Source organism: Tessaracoccus pujii (genome assembly GCF_055326215.1).
Map to the genome: position 1 here is coordinate 305,434 of NZ_JBUZNP010000002.1, position 20,872 is coordinate 326,305.

At 69.8% G+C, this 20,872-nt stretch carries 15 protein-coding genes and 1 riboswitch; of the genes, 10 read left to right on the forward strand and 5 right to left on the reverse strand.

The window, feature by feature from the left end:
* Window positions 1-47: 47 nt before the first annotated feature.
* Complete coding sequence (uvrC, locus tag ACZK5N_RS03500; protein WP_459020101.1) at window positions 48-1,967, reverse strand: excinuclease ABC subunit UvrC; 1,920 nt, start codon at window positions 1,965-1,967, stop codon at window positions 48-50.
* A gap of 31 nt (window positions 1,968-1,998) precedes the next feature.
* On the opposite strand from uvrC, the gene ACZK5N_RS03505 reads away from it, so the two are divergent.
* On the forward strand, window positions 1,999-2,388 hold the full coding sequence (locus ACZK5N_RS03505; protein WP_459020102.1) for a Rieske (2Fe-2S) protein: 390 nt from the start codon (window positions 1,999-2,001) through the stop codon (window positions 2,386-2,388).
* A 629-nt stretch (window positions 2,389-3,017) separates the two neighbouring features.
* On the opposite strand, the gene uvrA is transcribed toward ACZK5N_RS03505, so the two are convergent.
* On the reverse strand, window positions 3,018-5,870 hold the full coding sequence (uvrA, locus tag ACZK5N_RS03510) for an excinuclease ABC subunit UvrA (protein WP_459020103.1): 2,853 nt from the start codon (window positions 5,868-5,870) through the stop codon (window positions 3,018-3,020).
* 25 nt (window positions 5,871-5,895) lie between these two features.
* Here uvrA and ACZK5N_RS03515 point away from each other — a divergent pair, with 25 nt between their 5' ends.
* The 6 genes from ACZK5N_RS03515 (at window position 5,896) to gcvP (ending at window position 14,331) form a co-directional block, all read left to right on the forward strand.
* Window positions 5,896-6,585 (forward strand): maleylpyruvate isomerase family mycothiol-dependent enzyme, encoded by a 690-nt coding sequence (locus ACZK5N_RS03515; protein WP_459020104.1) that lies wholly within the window; start codon window positions 5,896-5,898, stop codon window positions 6,583-6,585.
* Window positions 6,586-6,637: 52 nt separating this feature from the next.
* The gene (uvrB, locus tag ACZK5N_RS03520; RefSeq protein ID WP_459020105.1) at window positions 6,638-8,692 is read left to right on the forward strand and encodes an excinuclease ABC subunit UvrB; all 2,055 of its coding nucleotides are present in this window, start codon (window positions 6,638-6,640) and stop codon (window positions 8,690-8,692) included.
* A 67-nt stretch (window positions 8,693-8,759) separates the two neighbouring features.
* Window positions 8,760-9,764: a Gfo/Idh/MocA family protein gene (locus ACZK5N_RS03525; protein ID WP_459020106.1), complete on the forward strand. Its 1,005-nt coding sequence runs from the start codon at window positions 8,760-8,762 to the stop codon at window positions 9,762-9,764.
* Between the two features lie 42 nt (window positions 9,765-9,806).
* A riboswitch (glycine riboswitch) is annotated at window positions 9,807-9,892 on the forward strand.
* Between the two features lie 126 nt (window positions 9,893-10,018).
* The gene (gcvT, locus tag ACZK5N_RS03530; protein WP_459020107.1) at window positions 10,019-11,128 is read left to right on the forward strand and encodes a glycine cleavage system aminomethyltransferase GcvT; all 1,110 of its coding nucleotides are present in this window, start codon (window positions 10,019-10,021) and stop codon (window positions 11,126-11,128) included.
* A gap of 12 nt (window positions 11,129-11,140) precedes the next feature.
* Window positions 11,141-11,503, forward strand: a complete 363-nt coding sequence (gcvH, locus tag ACZK5N_RS03535; protein WP_459020108.1) for a glycine cleavage system protein GcvH — start codon at window positions 11,141-11,143, stop codon at window positions 11,501-11,503.
* A complete protein-coding gene (gcvP, locus tag ACZK5N_RS03540) occupies window positions 11,500-14,331 on the forward strand; it encodes an aminomethyl-transferring glycine dehydrogenase (RefSeq protein ID WP_459020109.1) in 2,832 nt (943 codons plus the stop codon). Before gcvH ends, gcvP begins: the two co-directional genes overlap by 4 nt.
* Window positions 14,332-14,334: 3 nt before the next feature.
* Here the strand turns inward: gcvP and coaE are convergent, their stop codons facing one another.
* The gene (gene coaE, locus ACZK5N_RS03545; RefSeq protein ID WP_459020110.1) at window positions 14,335-14,931 is read right to left on the reverse strand and encodes a dephospho-CoA kinase; all 597 of its coding nucleotides are present in this window, start codon (window positions 14,929-14,931) and stop codon (window positions 14,335-14,337) included.
* A gap of 60 nt (window positions 14,932-14,991) precedes the next feature.
* Between coaE and ACZK5N_RS03550 the strand changes: the two genes are divergently transcribed.
* The gene (locus ACZK5N_RS03550) at window positions 14,992-15,147 is read left to right on the forward strand and encodes a lmo0937 family membrane protein (RefSeq protein ID WP_459020111.1); all 156 of its coding nucleotides are present in this window, start codon (window positions 14,992-14,994) and stop codon (window positions 15,145-15,147) included.
* Between the two features lie 57 nt (window positions 15,148-15,204).
* Here ACZK5N_RS03550 and rpsA read toward each other — a convergent pair whose 3' ends face one another.
* Entirely contained in the window at window positions 15,205-16,644 is a 1,440-nt protein-coding gene (gene rpsA / locus ACZK5N_RS03555) for a 30S ribosomal protein S1 (RefSeq protein ID WP_459020112.1), read from the reverse strand.
* Window positions 16,645-16,848: 204 nt separating this feature from the next.
* Between rpsA and ACZK5N_RS03560 the strand changes: the two genes are divergently transcribed.
* Entirely contained in the window at window positions 16,849-17,583 is a 735-nt protein-coding gene (locus ACZK5N_RS03560) for a class F sortase (RefSeq protein ID WP_459020113.1), read from the forward strand.
* Between the two features lies 1 nt (window position 17,584).
* Here ACZK5N_RS03560 and polA read toward each other — a convergent pair whose 3' ends face one another.
* Window positions 17,585-20,260 (reverse strand): DNA polymerase I, encoded by a 2,676-nt coding sequence (gene polA, locus ACZK5N_RS03565; RefSeq protein ID WP_459020114.1) that lies wholly within the window; start codon window positions 20,258-20,260, stop codon window positions 17,585-17,587.
* Window positions 20,261-20,350: 90 nt separating this feature from the next.
* On the opposite strand from polA, the gene ACZK5N_RS03570 reads away from it, so the two are divergent.
* Window positions 20,351-20,755, forward strand: coding sequence for a PaaI family thioesterase (locus ACZK5N_RS03570; RefSeq protein WP_459020115.1), 405 nt, complete (start codon window positions 20,351-20,353; stop codon window positions 20,753-20,755).
* The last annotated feature ends 117 nt before the right edge of the window (window positions 20,756-20,872 follow it).

Here is a 20,872-nt window from a genome sequence, read left to right on the forward strand (position 1 = left end):
GGGGTGGCCCCATCTTGCCCTGGAGATTGAACGATGTTCAAATCGGGTCACGTCTGCGTCACCTCGCCCGTGGTGAGATTGATCGCCTCGCCGCCCGTGTCGGCCACGGCGGCCTTGACGGTCTGGGCGAGCCGGGGGCCGAAACCCGGCACGGCGGCGATCTCCTCGACGCTGGCCGACCGCAGCTTCCGTAGGCTGCCGAAGTAGGTGAGCAGCGCCTTGCGCCGTAGGTCGCCCAGGCCCGGGACGTCGTCGAGGACGGACTCGACCACCTGCTTGGCCCGCCGCGACCGGTGATGCGTGATGGCGAAGCGGTGGGCTTCGTCGCGCAGCCGCTGCAACAGGTAGAGCCCCTCCGACGCCCGGGGCAGGATCACCGGGAAATCCTCCCCCGGCACCCACACCTCCTCGAGCCGCTTGGCCAGCCCGCACAGCGCGATCTCCCCGTCGAGGCCGGCCTCGCGCAGCACCGCCGCCGCGGCATTGACCTGCGGCAGGCCGCCGTCGACGACGATGAGGGCCGGCGGGTAGGCGAACCTGGCCGCCTCACCCGTCGTGGCGTCCACCTTCACGTCGGAGGAGCGCTCGTCGAGCAGGCGACGCACCCGCCGGCTGAGGACCTCGCTGATGGCGGCCACGTCGTTGGACCCCTCGAAGCTCTTGATGATGAACCGTCGGTACTGGCTGGTGCGCGGCAGCCCGTCCTCGAACACCACCATCGAGCCCACCACCTCGGAACCCATGGTGTGGGAGATGTCGTAGCACTCGATGCGCAGCGGGGGGTCCGCCAGCCCGAGCGCGTCGGCGATCTCGTCGAGCGCAGCGTTGCGCGTCGTCAGGTCCGAGGCGCGGCGCAGCTTGGACTGCGTCAGCGCCATCTCGGCGTTCTTCACCGCCGTGTCCAGCAGGGCGCGTTTCTCGGCCCGCAGCGGCACCTTGATCGACACCTTGGACCCACGCCGCCGGCTGAGGTGCTCCACCAGCGTCCGCTCGGCCTCGACGGAGCTGAGGATGTGGGGCGGGATCTCCAGGTCGTCGGTGTAGACGGTCTCGAGGAACGCCTCCAGCAGCTCGGTCAGTGGGCGGTCGTCGGCCCGGTCGGCGATCCAGCCGCGCTCGCCCAGGATCCTCCCGTCCACGACGTGGAACACCTGGACGGCCACCTGCTGCCCGTCGTCGGCGAGGCCGACGATGTCCGCGCGGGTGCCGTCGCTGAGCACCACCGAGTTCTTCTCCTGCACGCGCCTGAGCGCTCCGAGCGAGTCCCGCAGCACGGCCGCCCGTTCGAAGTTGAGCTCGGCCGAGGCCGCGTACATGTCGCGTTCGATGCGGCCGATGATGCCGCCGGTGTTGCCGCCCATGAAGGAGCAGAAGTCCTCTGCGATCACGCGATGCTCCTCCGCGGTGACCCGCCCCACACACGGGGCCGAACACTTGCCGATGTCGCCCAGCAGGCACGGCCGGCCCGACGACCGGGCGCGGTTGAACACGCCCTGGGTGCACGATCGCATCGGGAACACCCGCAGCAGGAGGTCCACGGTCTCGCGGATGGCCCACGCCTGCCCGAAGGGGCCGAAGTAGCGGGTGCCGCGCTTCTTGGCGCCGCGTCCGACGAACACGCGCGGGTACTCCTCGGCCATCGTCACGGCGAGCCACGGGTAGGACTTGTCGTCGCGGTACTTGACGTTGAACCGCGGGTCGAACTGCTGGATCCACGTGTACTCGAGCTGCAGCGCCTCCAACTCGTTGGCCACCACCGTCCACTCCACCTTGGCGGCCGTGCGCACCATGGTCTGGGTGCGGAAGTGCAGGGCCGACGGGTCCGCGAAGTAGGAGTTGAGGCGCTGGCGCAGGTTCTTGGCCTTGCCCACGTAGATGACGTTGCCGAACGCGTCGAAGAAGCGGTAGACGCCGGGATCCGTGGGGATGCTGCCCTGAGCAGGGCGGTAGCTCGCGGGATCGGCCATGCCGGCTAGTGTAGGTGCGTAGGGTGGGCCCATGACCACGCGGAGAGAGCTGATCGCCGCCGGTGCCGCCATCGCCACCGCCCTGCTGGCCGGGTGCGCGGCGGATGTGACGTCGTCCAGCTCAGCCCCCGCCGATGAGGTCACGGTGAGCAAGGATTCCGTGCCTGTCGGCGGCGGTCTGGTGCTCGACGGGGGGTTCGTGGTCACCCAGCCCGAGGAGGGCGCGTTCTTCGCCTTCTCGTCGCGATGCACCCATCAGGGCTGCACTGTCTCCGACGTGCGCGACGACGGCATCTTCTGCAAGTGCCACGGCTCGCTCTTCGCGCTCCTCGACGGCACGCCGCTGCAGGGCCCGGCCACGGACCCGCTGGTGCGCGCCACCCTCACCGAATCGGGCACCGACCTGATCATCTCCGGCTGACACCACTCTGCAGACCGAGAATGCCCCAGGGGTTTGGACCTCCCTGCGTGTCGATGGGCTGGGTCCGACAGCCTAAATGTCACTTCTGGTGTCGACTACGCCGCCACCTCTGACTCTTAGCGGGACGGAGTTGGAGGCAGGAGCGCTGACCGTCACTTCTGGTGTCGACTACGGCACCAGAAGTGACAGCCAGGCAACCGGACTTGCTAGGGCAACGCGCCATGGACGCGAGGGCGGGAAACGGCAGGGCGGCACTGCGCAGCGGTGCCCAACCCGACGATCACCCAACTGGCTTCCCGCCCAGACAGGCTCGACCCAGGGCCGCCCTGCCGGGTCGCGCCCGAACGCGACCATGCCACGGGCAATCCAGTGCAGGGAGACGGGAGACGAGGCACGGGCGGCCTCGATACCTGACTCCAGGCCAGCTGGCGAATGCGTACTGACGTGGGGAGAGCGGCCGCCTGTGCCTCGTGTCCGGGCTCCCTGCACCGGGTGCGGGGTGTTTCGACGACGGCCAACGCGAAACGCCGCGGCCGGCACCATGGGCGGCCCGGCCCCCACCACACGACGTCCAACCTGACCACAGCGCTCAAGGACCAACCGACCCGCCACGGCACCGCAGCCTCGGCTCAGGCGCGGTCGAGGAGCGCCTTGAGGAACGTTCCCGTGGCGGACCCCTCGGTGACGGCGATCTCCTCAGGGGTTCCCGTCGCGATCACCTGCCCGCCCCGGTTGCCGCCGTCGGGCCCCATGTCGATGACCCAGTCGGCTGATTTGATCACGTCGAGGTTGTGCTCGATCGTCACCACCGTGTTGCCGGCGTCGACGAGACGCTGCAACACCGCGAGCAGGCGCCGGATGTCCTCGAAGTGCAGGCCCGTGGTGGGCTCGTCGAGCACGTAGAGCGTCCGTCCCGTGGAGCGCTTCTGCAGCTCGGCGGCCAGCTTGACCCGCTGCGCCTCACCGCCCGAGAGCGTCGTGGCCGGCTGCCCCAATCGGACGTAGCCGAGACCCACCTCGGTCAGCGTCTGAAGGAAGCGGGCGATGGACGTGATGGATTCGAAGAAGGTCACCGCCTCGCTGATGGGCATGTCCAGCACCTCGGCGATGGTCTTGCCCTTGTAGTGCACCTCGAGGGTCTCCCTGTTGTAGCGCGCGCCGTGGCACACCTCGCAGGGCACGTAGACATCGGGCAGGAAGTTCATCTCGATCTTGATGGTGCCGTCGCCCATGCAGTGCTCGCAGCGGCCGCCCTTGACGTTGAAGGAGAACCGTCCCGGCTGGTAGCCGCGGACCTTCGCCTCGGGGGTCTTGGCGAACAGCGTGCGGATCTTGTCGAACACGCCGGTGTAGGTCGCGGGGTTGGACCGGGGGGTCCGGCCGATCGGCGACTGGTCCACCTGGATGACCTTGTCGATGTGCTCCAGACCCTGCACGGACTTGTGCCGCCCCGGCACCGCCTTGGCGCCGTAGATGGCCTTGGCGGCGGCGGTGTAGAGGATCGAGTTGACCAGCGAGGACTTGCCCGAGCCCGACACCCCGGTGACGGCGATGAACTGGCCCAGGTTGAAGGCGACGTCGACGCCGCGCAGGTTGTGCTCCCGCGCGCCCCTCACCACGATCTGACTCCCGTTGCCGGGGCGGCGGATGGCGGGCACGGGGATGGACAGGCGGCCGGAGAGGTACGCGCCGGTGCGGGACTCGGGATGGTTGAGCAACGCCTCGACCGGGCCGGACACCACCACCTCACCGCCGCCCTCGCCCGCCCCGGGGCCGATGTCGACGGCCCAGTCCGCCGCGCGGATGGTGTCCTCGTCGTGCTCGACGACGATGAGCGTGTTACCGAGGTCCCTGAGCCGGTGGAGGGTCTCGATGAGGCGGAGGTTGTCCCGCTGGTGCAGGCCGATGCTGGGTTCGTCGAGGACGTAGAGCACGCCCACCAGCCCGGAGCCGATCTGCGTGGCCAGCCGGATGCGCTGCGCCTCACCGCCGGAGAGCGTCCCCGCGGCCCGCGACAGCGTCAGATAGTCCAGCCCGACGTCGAGAAGGAACCGCAGGCGGGTGTTGATCTCCTTGACCAGGCGCTCGGCGATGGTCGCCTCCCGCTCCGTCAGCTCCAGCGTGGCGAGGAAGGTCGCGGCGTCACCGATGGACAGGGCCGACAGGTCTGCGATGGTCCGGTCCGCCACGGTCACGGCCAGGCTGGAGGGCTTGAGGCGCGCCCCGTCGCAGGCCGCGCAGTTGATCTCGCGCATGTAGCCGCCCCACCGGTCGCGGGCGGCGTCGGTCTCCGCCTCGTCGTAGCGGCGGCGGATGAACGGGATGATCCCCTCGTACTTCTGGGAGAAGGACCGCACCCGGCCGAAGCGGTTGCGGTAGCTCACCACCACGTTGCCCTTGACCCCCTGCAGCAGCACCTTCTTCGCCGCCGCGCTCAACTCCCGCCAGGGCACGTCGACGGAGAAGCCGTGCTCCTCGGACAGTGAGCGGAGCACGTGCTCGTAGTGGGCCTTGATGGTGGGGGTGTTCCAGGGCGCCAGCGCGCCGTCGGCCAGCGACAGGTCGTCGTTGGGGATGATCAGCTCGGGGTCCGGATCCAGGAGCGTGCCGAGGCCGGAGCAGTCCGGGCAGGCGCCCCAGGGGCCGTTGAAGGAGAACTGGCGGGGTTCCAGCTCGTCGATGTTGACGTCGTGCTCGTTGGGGCACCCCATCTTCTCCGAGAACCGGCGCTCGCGCTCAGGATCGCCCGCCGGCAGGTCGACGAAGTCGATCGTCACCACGCCGCCGGCCAGGCCCAGCGCGGTCTCCACCGATTCGGTGATCCGCTGCTTGGCATTGGGCCGCACCACGGCCCGGTCCACCACCACCTCGACGTCGTGCTTGCGGTTCTTGTCGATGGCCGGCAGCTCGGTCAGCGGGAAGGTGTCGCCGTCGATCCGGACGCGGCTGTAGCCGTCGCCGACGAGCTGGCGGAACAGCTCCGCGTGTTCGCCCTTGCGGCCGCGGACCAGCGGCGCCAGGATCTGGAAGCGGGTGCCCTCGTCCATGGACATGAGCCGGTCCACGATCTGTTGAGGCGTCTGCCGCCCGATCACCGCGCCGCACACCTCGCAGTGCGGCACCCCGATCCGCGCGAACAGGAGCCTCAGGTAGTCGTAGACCTCCGTGATGGTGCCCACGGTGGAGCGCGGGTTGCGGCTGGTGGACTTCTGGTCGATCGAGACCGCCGGAGAGAGCCCCTCGATGAAGTCCACGTCCGGCTTGTCCATCTGGCCCAGGAACATGCGGGCGTACGCCGACAGCGACTCGACGTAGCGGCGCTGGCCCTCCGCGAAGATCGTGTCGAACGCCAGCGACGACTTCCCCGACCCGCTCAACCCGGTGAACACGATCAGCGCGTCCCGGGGCAGATCCAGCGACACGTTCTTGAGGTTGTGGACGCGGGCACCCCGCACGACGAGCCGATCATTCACGCCCGCCATGGTACGGCTTTGCTAGGTTGGGACCATGTCCACGAGCCGCGCCCGCTTCGCAGACGTGGTGGCCGCCGTCCGCGAGCACACCTCCCTCCTCCTGGGGCACACCATCAGCTTCTCGGATGAGGACTGGGCCAGGCCGACGACGCTGCCGGGCTGGACCCGCAGCCACGTGGCCGCGCACCTCGTCGACGGGGCCCGCGGCCTCGTCAGGGTCATCGACGGCATGCACTCCGGACGGCCCTGCACCATGCACGTCTCGGACGACGCGGAGCGCCGCAGCATCGAGCTCGGCGCACTGGCCGGCGGCCTCGAGCTGCAGATCCACCTGGACACCACCGCCAGCGAGCTCCAGGAGCTCCTGGGCGCGCTGGAGGGCGACGACACCCGGGTGTGGCTGCGGCCGGACTATCCCATCCACGCCTGGCAGATCCCCCTGGCGCGGCTGGGCGAGGTGGTGCTGCACCACATGGACATGGGAAGCGACACCTCCACCACCGACCTGGCACCGGAGACGGCGGTGTCGCTGCTGGCGTTCCAGGTGGAGCGCATGACCGAGCGCCACCACCCACCGTCGCTGCGGCTGGTGGCCGACGAGGGCTACGAGGCCACGCTTGAGGGTGACGGAGACCGGGCAGAGGTGCGCGGGCCCGCCGGTGACCTCATCGCCTGGCTCGCGCGTGGCGTCAAGTCCCCCCGGCTGATCCGCTCCTGGTCCTGACGGGCGCTCGCCACCGGCGAGACTGTCGCCGGGGCCTATTACCCTGGCTGGTATGCGTCCCATCGAAGAGCTCCAGCGCCAGGTGGCGCCGCTGCAGGTGATTTCCGAGTACCGGCCGTCCGGAGATCAGCCCCGCGCCATCGCCGAGCTGGAGCGCCGCATCGGCAGCGGCGAGCAGGACGTGGTGCTCCTCGGCGCCACCGGAACCGGCAAGACCGCCACGGTCGCGTGGCTGGCCGAGCGGCTTCAGCGGCCCATGCTGGTGATGCAGCCCAACAAGACCCTGGCGGCGCAGTTCGCCAACGAACTGCGGGACCTGCTGCCCAACAACGCCATCGAGTACTTCGTGTCCTACTACGACTACTACCAGCCGGAGGCCTACCTTCCGCAGACGGACACCTACATCGAGAAGGACTCCTCCCTCAACGAGGAGGTGGAGCGGATGCGCCACGCGGCCACCAGTTCCCTGCTCACCCGCCGGGATGTGATCGTGGTGGCCACCGTCTCCGCCATCTACGGCCTCGGCACGCCTCAGGAGTACCTCGAGCAGCGCGTCACGCTCCGCGTCGGCGGCGAGATGGATCGCGACGAGTTGCTGCGGCACCTGGTGGACATCCAGTACGCCCGCAACGACATCGGGGCGGGCCGCGGCACCTTCCGCGTCAAGGGCGACACGTTGGAGATCTTCCCCGTGTATGAGGAGAACGCCGTGCGGGTGGAGTTCTTCGGTGACGAGATCGAGCGCATCGCCACCATGCACCCGCTGACCGGCACCGTGATCCGGGAGGAGCAGGAGATCTACATCTTCCCCGCCACGCACTATTCGGCCGGCCCGGGCCGCATTGAGCGGGCGATCAGCGGGATCGAGGCGGAGCTGGCGCTGCGGCTGGCGGAATTCGAGTCCCAGGGCAAGCTGCTGGAGGCGCAGCGGCTGCGGATGCGCACCAGCTACGACATCGAGATGATGCGTCAGATCGGCACCTGCTCGGGCATCGAGAACTACTCCCGCCACATCGACGGGCGCACGGCCGGGTCGGCGCCCAGCTGTCTGGTGGACTACTTCCCGGAGGATTTCGTCCTCATCGTCGACGAGAGCCACGTCACCATCCCGCAGATCGGGGGCATGTACGAGGGCGACGCCTCCCGCAAGCGCACCCTGGTGGAGCACGGGTTCCGGCTGCCCAGCGCCATCGACAACCGGCCGCTGAAGTTCGACGAGTTCGTGCAGCGGATCGGCCAGACGGTCTACCTGTCCGCCACCCCCGGCCCCTACGAGATGGAGCGCTCGGACGGCTTCGTCGAGCAGATCATCCGTCCCACCGGGCTGGTGGACCCGGAGGTGATCCTCAAGCCCACCAAGGGCCAGATCGACGACCTGATGGCCGAGGTGAAGCTGCGCGTCGAACGCAACGAGCGCGTCCTGGTCACCACCCTCACCAAGAAGATGGCCGAGGACCTCACCGACTATCTGATGGACCACGGCATCCGCACCCGCTACCTGCACTCGGACATCGACACCATCCGCCGCATCGAGCTCCTTCGCGAGCTGAGGCTGGGCGAGTACGACGTGCTGGTGGGCATCAACCTGCTGCGGGAGGGCCTCGACCTGCCCGAGGTCTCGCTGGTGGCCATCCTCGACGCGGACAAGGAGGGGTTCCTCCGCTCGGCCCGCTCGCTCATCCAGACCATCGGGCGAGCCGCCCGAAATGTGGCGGGGCAGGTGCACATGTACGCGGACAAGATCACCCCGTCGATGGAGGCGGCCATCGAGGAGACCAACCGGCGCCGCGCCATCCAGGTGGCCTACAACACCGAGCGCGGCATCGACCCGCAGCCCCTGCGCAAGCGCATCGCCGCAGTGTCGGAGATGCTCGCCCGGGAGGACGCGGACACCGACGAGCTCCTCGAGGCCGCCAAGCCCTCCGGCCGCAAGGGACTGGACCCGTCGACGATGGCGCAGACCGAGCTGGCCACGCTGATCGAGGAGCTCACCTCCGCCATGCACCAGGCGGCCGCCGAGCTGCAGTTCGAGGTGGCGGCCCGCCACCGCGACGAGGTGGCGGACCTCAAGAAGGAACTGCGCGCCATGATCGAGGCCAGCAGGTAGCCCTCGGGCCATGCCCCTCCCGGAGGCCCCCCTAGACTGACCGCACCACCACTGAAGAGAGGCCACCATGACCGTGCGTTTCGGCATCCTCGGCGCCGCCGGGATCACCCCCTCGGCCCTCATCGCCCCCGCCCGGGCCAACGACGACGTGCGGCTCACCGCCGTCGCGGCCCGCAACCGCGGGCGCGCGGAGGAGTTCGCCGCCGAGCACGGCGTCGAGCAGGTGCTGGAGTCCTACGAGGCCCTCCTCGCCTCCCCGGACGTGGACGCCGTCTATATCCCGCTGCCCAACTCCGCCCACGCCGAGTGGACCGTCCGCGCGGCCCAGGCCGGCAAGCACGTCCTGGTGGAGAAGCCGTACGCCTCCAACGCCGAGGAGGCCAGGCGGGTCGTCGAGGCCGTCTCGGGCCTGCCGGTGGTCGTGATGGAGGCGTTCCACTACCGGCACCATCCCCTCATCCACCGCGCGGAGGAGATCCTGGCCGCCGGCACCATCGGCCCGGTCCTGTCCGCCAGCGCCGTGTTCGACGTGCAGGTGGCGGACCGCAGCAACATCCGGTACAACTGGGAGCTTGCCGGCGGCGCCACGATGGATCTCGGCTGCTACTCCATCCACCTGCTGCGCACGCTGCTCAAGGCGGAGCCCACCGTCGTGTCCGCCGAGGCGCGAAGATTCGCGGGCGGTCAGATCGACGAGGCGCTCACCGCGCAGCTCGAGTTCCCCGGCGGCATCACCGCCGTCGCATCCAGCTCGCTCTTCGAGGACGTCGAGAAGCAGTCCGCGCGCCTCGTCGGCACCCTCGGCACCCTCGAGATCGAGGGCTTCGTCAAGCCGCACGGCGGCAACTCGCTCACCGTGACGGTGGACGGGCAGTCCACGACGGAGACGGTGGCCCCGGACGTGACCAGCTACGGCGAGCAGCTCGCCGCGTTCGTCGCCGCCGTCGAGCACGGTGGGCCCGTGGTGATCGACGCGGCTGATTCCATCGCCACGATGGAGGTCATCGACGCCTGCTACCGCGCCGCCGGGCTGGAGCCTCGCCACGCGGTCGCGTGGGCCGGGGTCCACTGACGGCTGCCGCGTGACCTCGGGCCCCGTCGTCGTCTAGAGTGAGGCCCGTTCGCGGGAGAATCGGCTCTGCCGATGCCGAAGGAGCAACCGCCCCGGAAACTCTCAGGCCCCAGGACCGCGCACGCAGGACAAGCTCTGGAAAGAGGCCGCCAGGCCCGCCGACGGATCAAAAATCTCAGGCACCGCGACAGAGGGGGCGCTAGGGTGGATCACGCCGCCCGACGGCGCCGTCACCCGGCGGGAAGGGGCAAGCCATGTCACTGCTGACCACTGCACTGCACGATCTCCACCTCGAATCCGGCGGGAAGCTCGTCGAGTTCGCGGGCTGGGAGTTGCCCGTGCAGTTCGCCGGGGTGATGCCTGAGCACCTGCACACCCGCTCGCGCGCCAGCCTGTTCGACGTGTCCCACATGGGTCAGGTGCTGGTCCGGCCGCGGCCCGGGGACACGAGTGTCGCGGCGGTGGCGCTGGAGCGGCTGATCCCCGCCAGCATCCTCGGCCTGGCCGAGCACCGGCAGCGGTACGGACTGTTCACCGACGAGAACGGGGGCATCCTGGACGACCTGATGGTCGCCCACCACGGTGACCGGTTCCTCCTCGTGGTCAACGCGGCGCGGACCGCACACGACCTGGCCTGGCTGGCGCAACTGGAGGACGTCACCGTCGAGCACGTCACCGACAGGGCGCTGCTGGCGCTGCAGGGCCCGGAATCCGAGGCCGCGCTGGCCACCCTCATCCCGGCGGTGACCGGCCTGACCTTCATGGACTCGCTCCCCCTCCAGTGGGAGGGTCGGGAGGTGTGGGTGTCGCGGTCCGGCTACACCGGCGAGGACGGCTTCGAGATCTCCGTCCCCGACGCGGACGCAGAGCGCTTCGCCCGCGCGCTCCTCTCGGTCGACGGGGTGCTCCCCGCCGGACTCGGCGCCAGGGACTCGCTGCGCCTCGAGGCCGGGATGCCGCTCTACGGGCACGATCTTTCCCCGGACATCACACCCGCCCAGGCCGCGCTCGGCTGGGCAGTGCCCAAGGTGCGCCGCGACGGCGGGGCGCGCGCGGGCGGCTTCCCCGGCGCCGAGGTGGTGCTGGCCGAGCTGCGCGACGGCGCCGCGCGGGTGCGGCGCGGGCTGCGCCCCGAGGGCCGGGCCCCCATCCGGGAGGGCGTCCTCCTGTTCGCCGACGCGGGCGCCACCGAGCCCCTCGGGGCCGTGACGTCCGGCGGCTACGGGCCCACCGTGGCCCACCCCATCGCCATGGCCATGCTCCCCACGGACGTTGGCCCCACCGTCGTGGCGGAGCTGCGCGGCAAGCGCGTCCCCGTCGATGTCGTCGACCTCCCCTTCATCACCCCGTCCTACAAGCGCTGAGGAGACACCCCCATGATCAAGTACACCGAGAGCCACGAGTGGATCGACACCGACGGGTCCGACTTCGCCGTCGGGATCACCGAGTTCGCCGCCAAGGAGCTGGGCGAGATCGTGTTCATCGAGTTGCCCGAGGTGGGCACGGAGCTGGTCGCGGGCGCCGAGGTGGTGGTGATCGAGTCCGTCAAGGCGGCCTCCGAGATCATGGCCCCCATCAGCGGCGTGGTGACCGCCGTCAACGGCGAACTGGCGGACAATCCCGGGCTGGTCAACGAGGACGCGGAGGGCACCTGGTTCTTCCGGATGACCCCCACCGATCCTGACGACGTGGACCAGTTCCTCGACGAGGACGCCTACACCGCACTCATCGGCGCATGACGGGGGCCTGGCAGCGGGTCGACTACGACCCGGACGACTTCGCCCACCGTCGCCACATCGGGCCCAGCCCGGCCGAGATGGAGCGGATGCTCGAGGCCATCGGCGTCGGCTCTCTCGACGAGCTGATCGACCAGACGGTCCCCGAAGGGCTCCGGCAGGCGGACCCGTTGACGTGGGAGGCTCTCACCGAGCATCAGCTCACGCAGCGGCTGCGCGCCGTGGCCGCCAGGAACCAGGTGGCCACCTCCCTCATCGGCCAGGGGTACTACGGCACGGTCACGCCGCCGGCCATTCAGCGCAACGTGCTGGAGAACCCGGCGTGGTACACGGCCTACACGCCATACCAGCCGGAGATCGCCCAGGGCCGGCTCGAGGCGCTGCTCAACTTCCAGACCATGGTGGCGGACCTCACCGGCCTGCCGATCGCCAACGCCAGCCTGCTGGACGAGGCCACCGCGGCGGCGGAGGCCATGGGGATGGCCAGGCGAACGGCGAAGTCGACGAGCAGCCGGTTCTTCGCCGCCGACGACCTGCACCCCCAGGTGCTCGCCGTCCTCGCGACCCGCGCGCGGCCGCTGGGCATGGAACTCGTGGTGGGTCCGGTCGACGGGTTCGTCGCCGACGACCTGTGCGGGGCCATCTTCGCGCACCCCGGGACCTACGGCCACGTGCGCGACCTCACCGCGCAGTGCGCCGCGGTCCGCGAGGCCGGGGGCATCGCCGTCGTCGCCACGGACCTGCTGGCCCTGTGCGTCCTGAAGGAGCCGGGTGCCATGGGCGCGGACATCGCCATCGGCTCGGCGCAGCGTTTCGGCGTGCCCATGGGCTTCGGCGGCCCGCACGCCGCGTTCCTGTCGTGCCGCGACGAGCTGAAACGGGCCATGCCCGGCCGGCTCGTCGGGGTCTCGGTGGACGCCGCGGGCACCAGGGCCTACCGGCTTGCGCTGCAGACCCGCGAACAGCACATCCGCCGGGAGAAGGCGACGTCGAACGTGTGCACGGCGCAGGCGTTGCTGGCAGTCATGGCATCGTTCTACGCCGTGTTCCACGGCCCCGTCGGGCTGCGCGCCATCGCCCAGCGCACCCACCTCATGGCCGCCACCCTCGCGTCGACGCTGCGCGCCAACGGTGCCGAGGTGGAGCCGGAGCACTTCTTCGACACCGTCACGGTGCGGGTGGGCGTGGGTCAGGCCGGCATCCTGGCGGCCGCCGAGCATCGGGGCATCAACCTGCGCCGCGTTGGCCGTGACCGGGTGGGCATCTCGCTCGACGAGACCACGGACCTCGACGTGCTCGGCAGGGTCCTGGACGCCTTCGGCATCGACGAGCGCCCGGGCCTGGCCGACGAGCCGGCCATCCCGGACGCGCTGCTGCGCACCAGCGAGTACCTGGCCCATCCCGTCTTCCATATGAACCGGGCAGAGTCCGAGATGATGCGCTACATGCGGCGGTTGAGCGACCGCGACCTGGCGCTGGACCGGGCCATGATCCCGCTCGGCTCGTGCACCATGAAGCTCAACGCCGCGGCCGAGATGATGCCGCTGACGTGGCCCGAGTTCGGCGCCCTCCACCCCTACGCGCCGGCCCATCAGGCCGCCGGCTACGCGGAGATGGTCGAGGACCTGGAGCGGAAGCTGTGCGAGATCACGGGATACGACGCGTTCTCCATGCAACCCAACTCCGGCGCCCAGGGCGAATACGCGGGGCTGTTGACCATCGCCGCCTACCACCGCGCCCGCGGTGAGCGGCGTGACGTGTGCCTCATCCCCACCTCCGCCCATGGCACAAATCCCGCGTCCGCCCAGATGGCGGGCATGCGGGTGGTGGCGGTCAGGGCCACCGTGGACGGCGAGATCGACGTCGACGACTTCCGCGCGAAGGCGGAGTCCGCCGGCGACGCGCTGGCCGCGGTGATGCTCACCTACCCGTCGACCCACGGCGTGTTCGAGGAATCCGTACGGCAGGTGTGTGACATCACCCACGAGTTCGGCGGGCAGGTCTACATCGACGGCGCCAACATGAACGCCATGGTGGGTCTCGTGCGGCCGGGCGACATCGGCGGAGACGTCTCCCACCTCAATCTGCACAAGACCTTCGCCATCCCCCACGGAGGCGGCGGCCCGGGCATGGGTCCGATCGGGGTCAAGAGTCATCTCGTCGAGCACCTCCCCGGCGACCCGCGGACCGGCGAGCCCGGCGCGGTGTCGGCGGCGCCGCTCGGGTCCGCGTCGATCCTCCTCATCTCCTGGGCATACGTGCTGCTGATGGGCGGGGCGGGGCTGACCCAGGCCACGAGGGTCGCGATATTGAGCGCCAACTACCTGGCGGCCAGGCTCAGCGGCTCCTTCCCGATCCTCTACCGCGGGGCGCGAGGGCGGGTGGCGCACGAGTGCATCCTGGATCCCCGCGGCTACGCCGCCCACGGTGTCACCGTCGACGACATCGCCAAGCGGCTCATCGACCACGGCTTCCACGCCCCCACGATGTCGTTCCCGGTGCCGGGGACGCTCATGGTGGAGCCCACCGAATCGGAGACCCTGGCCGAGCTGGACCGCTTCGTCACCGCGATGCTCGACATCGCGCGTGAGGCCGACGTGGTGGTCGCGGGCGGGATGACGGCCGAGGAGTCTCCGCTGCGGCGCGCCCCGCACACCGCCCAGGACCTGGTGGGTGAGTGGGACCGCCCGTACTCGCGGGAGCAGGGCTGCTTCCCGCCGGGAGCGTTCCGGGTGGACAAGTACTGGCCGCCCGTCGGCCGGGTGGACAACGCCTACGGCGACCGCCACCTGGTGTGCGCCTGCCCCCCATGGGAGGGCACCGACGCGTAGCGCTCACCCGGCGAGGGCGACGAGGCTGGGCCAGAGCGCCTCGACCTGGGCGACCGTGGCGGCCTGGTCCCCCGAGTTGTCGATCACCCAGTCCGCCGCCGCCCTGCGGTCCGCCCGGGACGCCTGCACGCGCACCCGCGCGCGTGCCTGGTCGGGGCCGAGGTCGTTGCGGTTCATGAGGCGCCGGACCTGGGTCTCGGTCGGCACGTCCACGACGATGATGTGGTCGAAGGCCTTGTCCAGGCCCGTCTCCACGAGCAGGGGAATCACCTGGACGGCCACCGACCCGGGGGGTGCGGCCGCGACCAGCTCGTCCGAGCGGGCCCGAACCAGGGGGTGCACGATCGCGTTGAGATCCTCCCGCGCCTCGTCATCGGCGAAGATCAGGTCACCGAGCTGGGCGCGGTCCAGCGTGCCGTCCGGGCGCAGCATCCCGGCACCGAACCGCTCGACGATGCGCCGGAGCCCCTCAGAGCCCGGCTCAACCACCTCGCGGGCGATGAGATCCGCGTCCACGACGACGGCGCCCAGCCTGGCCAGTTCGTCGGCCACCATGGACTTGCCGGAGGCGATGCCCCCCGTCAGCGCGATCCGTGCCATGGCCCGATGCTATCGCCGTTAGGCTGGAGACACGCTCACCTACCTGAGGAGGTTCCGTCCATGGCAAGAATCCTGTGGATCGTGTTCGTGGTCATCATTGCGCTCTGGCTGATCGGGCTGATCGCCAAGGTCGCCGGTGGCTTCATCCACCTACTGCTGCTCGTCGCCCTGGCCATCCTGGTCTACAACCTGGTCACCGGCCGGCGCGCAGTCTGACATACGCAAGGAGCCGCCCCCCTCGCATGAGGGGGGCGGCTCCTTGGTGCCTGTCGGTCAGCGACCGCCGGTGAGCTTGTCCCGCAGAGCCTGCAGGGTCTCATCGGAGGCGAGTTCGCCCGAACCCTCGGACTCGGTGGTGTAGCCGGCCGCGGCGAGCGTGGAGGCGTCGCGATCCGCGGTCTCAGCGGACTCGACCTGACGCTTGTGGGTCTCCCACAGTGCGTGCGCCTGGGCGTACTGGGCTTCCCAGGCAGCGCGCTGCTCGTCGAAGCCTTCCTTCCAGTCGTTGGTCTCCGGATCGAAGCCCTCGGGGTAGATGTAGTTACCCTGATCGTCGTAGGACGCCTGCATGCCGTAGAGCAGCGGATCGAAGTCGTCAGCCGCGACATCGACGCCCTCGTTGGCCTGCTTCAGCGACAGCGAGACGCGGCGACGCTCGAGGTCGATGTCGATGACCTTGACCATGCGGTCGTCGCCCACGGAGACAACCTGCTCCGGGATCTCGACGTGGCGTTCGGCGAGCTCGGAGACGTGCACCAGGCCCTCGATGCCCTCGCCGACGCGCACGAACGCGCCGAAGGGGACGAGCTTGGTGACCTTACCGGGAACGATCTGGCCGATCTGGTGCAGGCGCGCGAACGTCTGCCACGGATCTTCCTGCGTGGCCTTGAGCGACAGCGAGACGCGCTCGCGGTCCATGTCCACCTCGAGCACCTCGACGGTGACGGGCATGCCCACCTCGACGACCTCGTTGGGGTGGTCGATGTGCTTCCAGGACAGCTCGGAGACGTGCACGAGGCCGTCCACGCCGCCCAGATCGACGAACGCGCCGAAGTTGACGATGGAGGACACGACACCCTTGCGGATCTGGCCCTTCTGCAGGCCGGTGAGGAACGTCTGGCGCACCTCGGACTGCGTCTGCTCCAGGTAGGCGCGGCGGGACAGGACCACGTTGTTGCGGTTCTTGTCCAGCTCGATGATCTTGGCTTCGAGCTCCATGCCCACGTAGGGCTGGAGGTCGCGGACGCGACGCATCTCGACGAGGGAGGCCGGCAGGAAGCCGCGCAGGCCGATGTCCACGATGAGGCCACCCTTGACCACCTCGATGACGTGGCCGGTGACGACGCCGTCCTCTTCCTTGATCTTCTCGATCGTGCCCCAGGCGCGCTCGTACTGTGCGCGCTTCTTGGACAGGATCAGACGACCCTCCTTGTCCTCCTTCTGCTGGACGAGGGCCTCGATCTCGTCGCCGACCTTGACGACGTCGAACGGGTCCACATCGTGCTTGATGGAGAGTTCCTTGGAGGGGATGACGCCTTCGGTCTTGTAACCGATGTCGAGCAGGACCTCGTCCCGGTCGACCTTGACGACGATGCCAGAGACGATGTCTCCGTCGTTGAAGTACTTGATGGTGGCGTCCACCGCGGCCATGAAGGCCTCAGGTGATGCGAAGTCGTCGACGGCGATCGTCGATGCCTCAGTGGAGGAGGTCATGTAGTAGGGCTCCGAAAATGAATGACAATGCACCGGGGCCCTGTCGAAACGCGCGGTCCCTACTCCGTCTGAGGGAATGCAGGCCACAATGCCCGCTCAGCGTAGCTGCCATGAGGGGTCGAGAGCAACCTGACGAGCGCCGCTCTCCCGGCTTGGCCTGGCCGGCCGTTCCGGCCCGAACCGACCACTGCATAAGCTGGCTCCGTGAGCTCCACCCCGCACCCCCGTCGCTCCCGCTTGACGCTGGTCGTCGTCCTCGCCGTCGCAGTCGCCGTCGTCGCGCTGATCGCGCTCATCCTCCCCCGCGGCGGGGACACTGTGGCGGCGCCGGTCGCGTCACCGACGCCCACCGCCTCCCCCACCCCGACGCCGGCTGCCACCCCGTCAGCCATCCCCTCCCTGACGGCCAGCCCGTCCCCCTCCGCTCCGGCCGACCCGGCACTGGCGGATTGCACGGTGCCGGCCGGCGGATTCGTCCCCACCCGCTTCGCGATTCCCGCGATGGGCGCCGACGAGCGGGTCGTGTCGCTCAACCTGGACGAGGACGGCAATATCGCGGCCCCACCCAAGGACGAGCCCCGCACCGCGTCCTGGTGGAACGCGGGCCCGATGCCAGGCAGCGACGCGGGCAAGGCGCTGCTGTCGATCCACACGTACCGCACCGGAAAGGCGCTCGGCAACGAGCTCTACGCGGGGGGCCAGCCGCAGCTGGCGGCCGGGGACCTGATCAAGCTGTACGGCGACGACGGCCAGGTCCAGTGCTACGAATTCACCGGCGCCACCAAGGTGTGGGTGGCGGACTACGACCCGAACTCCGACGTCATGGTGGACTACACGGGCGACCCGCAGCTGGCCATCATCATCTGCTGGGACTTCAACCGCTCCACGGAGGACTGGGACTCGCGGATCTTCTTCTACGGAACCCCGGTCCCGGCCTGAGTCAGTGGGCGGCGGACTGCCACGAGCCGCCCACCCCGACCGACACCTCGAGCGGCACGGCCAGCGTGAAGGCACCGGTCATCTCCGCCCTCACCACTTCCGTCAACCGTTCCCGCTCGCCCGGCGCCACCTCGAACACGAGCTCGTCGTGCACCTGCAACAGCATCCGGCTGGCCAACCCCTCCCGTGACAGCGCGCTCGCCACGCGGATCATGGCCACCTTGATCACGTCGGCGGCAGATCCCTGGATGGGCGAGTTGAGCGCCGCCCGCTCCGCCATCTCGCGGCGCTGCCGGTTCGTGGTGGTGAGGTCCGGCAGGTACCGCCGTCGGCCCAGCATGGTCTCGGTGAACCCCGTCCTACGCGCCTCGTCGACGACGGAGGCCAGGTACGCGCTGACTCCGCCGACCCGGGAGAAGTAGTCCTCCATCAGCGCCTTCGCCTCCCCCACGGAGATCTTGAGCTGGTTGGACAGACCGAACGCGCTGAGGCCGTACGCCAGGCCGTAGTTCATGGCCTTGATCCTGGCGCGCATCTCACCGGTGACGTCCTCGGGCTCGACGCGGAACACCAGCGACGCCATCTCGTTGTGGAAGTCGCGGCCGGAGGTGAACGCCTCGATCAGCCCCTCGTCGCCGCTCGCGTGGGCCATGAGCCTCATCTCGATCTGCGAGTAGTCCGCCGACATCAGCGACTCGTACCCCTCGCCCGGAATGAACGCGGAGCGGATCTGGCGGCCCATGGACGTGCGGATGGGGATGTTCTGCAGGTTGGGGTCCGTCGACGACAGGCGTCCCGTGGCGGCGATGGTCTGCACGTAGGTGGTGTGGATGCGGCCGTCGTCGCCGATCGCGGCCAGCAGCCCGTCGACGGTCTGCCGCAGCCGGATCTGGTCCCGGTGTGCCAGCAGGTGGCCGAGGAAGGGGTGCTCCGTCTTGGCGAACAGCGACTCCAGGGCCTCTGCGTCCGTGGTGTAGCCGGACTTGGTCTTGCGGGTCTTGGGCATGGCGAGCTCGTCGAAGAGCACCGCCTGCAGCTGCTTGGGTGAGCCGAGGTTGACCTCGTGGCCCAGCACGTCGAAGGCGGCCTGCTGGGCGGCCGCGACCGCCGCGTCGAACTCGTCGCGCAGCGCCTGCAGCCGGGCCGTGTCGACGGCGACGCCCACGCGCTCCATCTCGGCCAGGGTGCGCTGCAAGGGGAGTTCGAGGTCCGCCAGCAGCGCGGTGGCGTTGCGCTCGACCAGCTGTGCCTCCAGTGCGTCGGCGAGGTCGAAGACGGCGCGTGCGTGCAGCAGCGCCCTGTCGACGGAGCCGTCGTCCGCGTCGCCGAAGTCCAGGGCCGCCTGCGGGGCCTCCGCGGTGGCGGGTTCCGCCGACAGCTCACGCTGCAGGTAGCGGACGACGAGGTCGCCCAGGTCGTAGGTGCGCTGGTCCGGACGGAGCAGGTAGGCGGCCAGCAGGGTGTCCTGGGCCACGCCGACGAGGTCCCACCCGCGTGACCAGCAGGCCAGCGTGGGGCCCTTGGAGCCGTGTACCAGCTTGGCGTGGGCCGGATTCGCGAGCCACTCCGCGAGGGCGGCGTCGTCGGCCGGCGAGAGGTCCGCGGTGTCGATGTAGGCACCCGCACCGTCAGCGGCGGCAAGGGCCAGCGCCGTGACGTCCCCACCTCCGCCGCCCCAATGGCCGACGAAGTGCACGGCCGTGCGGCCCACGGCGTGGGCCTGGAGCCACGCCGCGACCCCTCCTGTGGCCACCCGCTCGCCCTGCACCGAGAAGCTCTCCGTCGTGGCCGGCTCGGCCGGCGCCAGCTCGAGCAGCCGCTCGCGCAGCACGCGGAACTCCAGCGCGTCGAACAGCTGGTGGACGCGCTCGCGGTCCCACTCGTGGCGCTGCGTGGCGTCCAGCGTGATGCCCAGGTCCAGGTCGCACACCAGAGCGTTGAGACGTCGGTTGCGCACCACGCCGTCGAGGTTGGCGCGGAACGACTCCCCCGCCTTCCCCGGCACCTGCTCGGCGCGGGCGACGAGGTTGTCCAGCCCGTCGAACTGGTCCAGCCACTTGGCGGCCGTCTTCGGGCCGACGCCCGGGACGCCCGGCAGGTTGTCGCTGGTCTCACCGACGAGGGCCGCCAGCTCCGGGTAGCGGGTGGGGGAAACCAGGTACTTCTCGGTGACGGTCTCCGGCGTCATGCGGGCGAGATCCGAGACGCCCTTGCGCGGGTAGAGCACGGTGACGTGGTCATTGACCAGCTGCATGGCATCCCGGTCACCCGAGACGATGTAGACGTCGTAGCCCTCGGCGGCCGCCTGGGTCGACAGCGAGGCGATGATGTCGTCGGCCTCGTAACCCGGCATCTCCAGCCAGGGGATGTTGAGGGCGTCGAGGACGTCCTTGACGAGCGCCACCTGCCCCTTGAACTCCTCGGGCGATTTGGCCCGGTTGGCCTTGTACTCCGGGTACTGCTCGGTGCGGAACGACTCGCGCGCCACGTCGAAGGCCACCACCAGGTGCGTGGGCATCTCGTCGCGGAGCACGTTGATCAGCATCGACGTGAACCCGAACACCGCGTTGGTGTGCTGCCCCGTCGTGGTGGCGAAGTTCTCCACGGGCAGCGCGAAGAAGGCGCGGTAGGCCACCGAATGGCCATCGATCAACAGCAGCTTGCCCGAGTCAGTCACACCGGCGAGCCTACCGAAGCCGGCACACCGGCGAATCGTGCCGCGTGCAGCGCCTCTCCTGAGGCGCGCCACGTGTGGCAGAGTTCCCCCATGAACAGGGTTCCCCCGTGGCTGGCGGACGTCGTCTCCCCCCTCGACGTGAAACTGGGCGTCGAGATCACCGAGCTGACGCCGGAGCGCGTGGTCGGCTCGATGCCCGTTGAGGGCAACGAGCAGCCCTTCGGCCTCCTGCACGGCGGCGCGTCGGGCGTGCTGATCGAGACGCTGGCGTCGATGGGCGCGATGGCGTACGGCTACCCGGAGCGCGCGGGCGTCGGCGTGGACCTGAGCGTCACACACGTGCGAGCGGCCCGCTCCGGGCGCGTCACGGGGACCGCGACCGCGGTCCGCCTCGGTGGGCGCGTGGTCACCTACTCGGTGGAGATCGTCGACGACGAGGGCCGCACCACCGCCGTCGGCCGGCTCACCTGCCAGATGATCGCCCTTCCCCGCTGACAGCTCATCCGTACCGCGCGTCTACCGCACGTTCCGTGCCCACCTCCCCGGGCACGACACGCCGTCGAACCCCTCCCCGGAGCCTCCCACCGGGCTTGAGTGGCAACAACTGTGGAC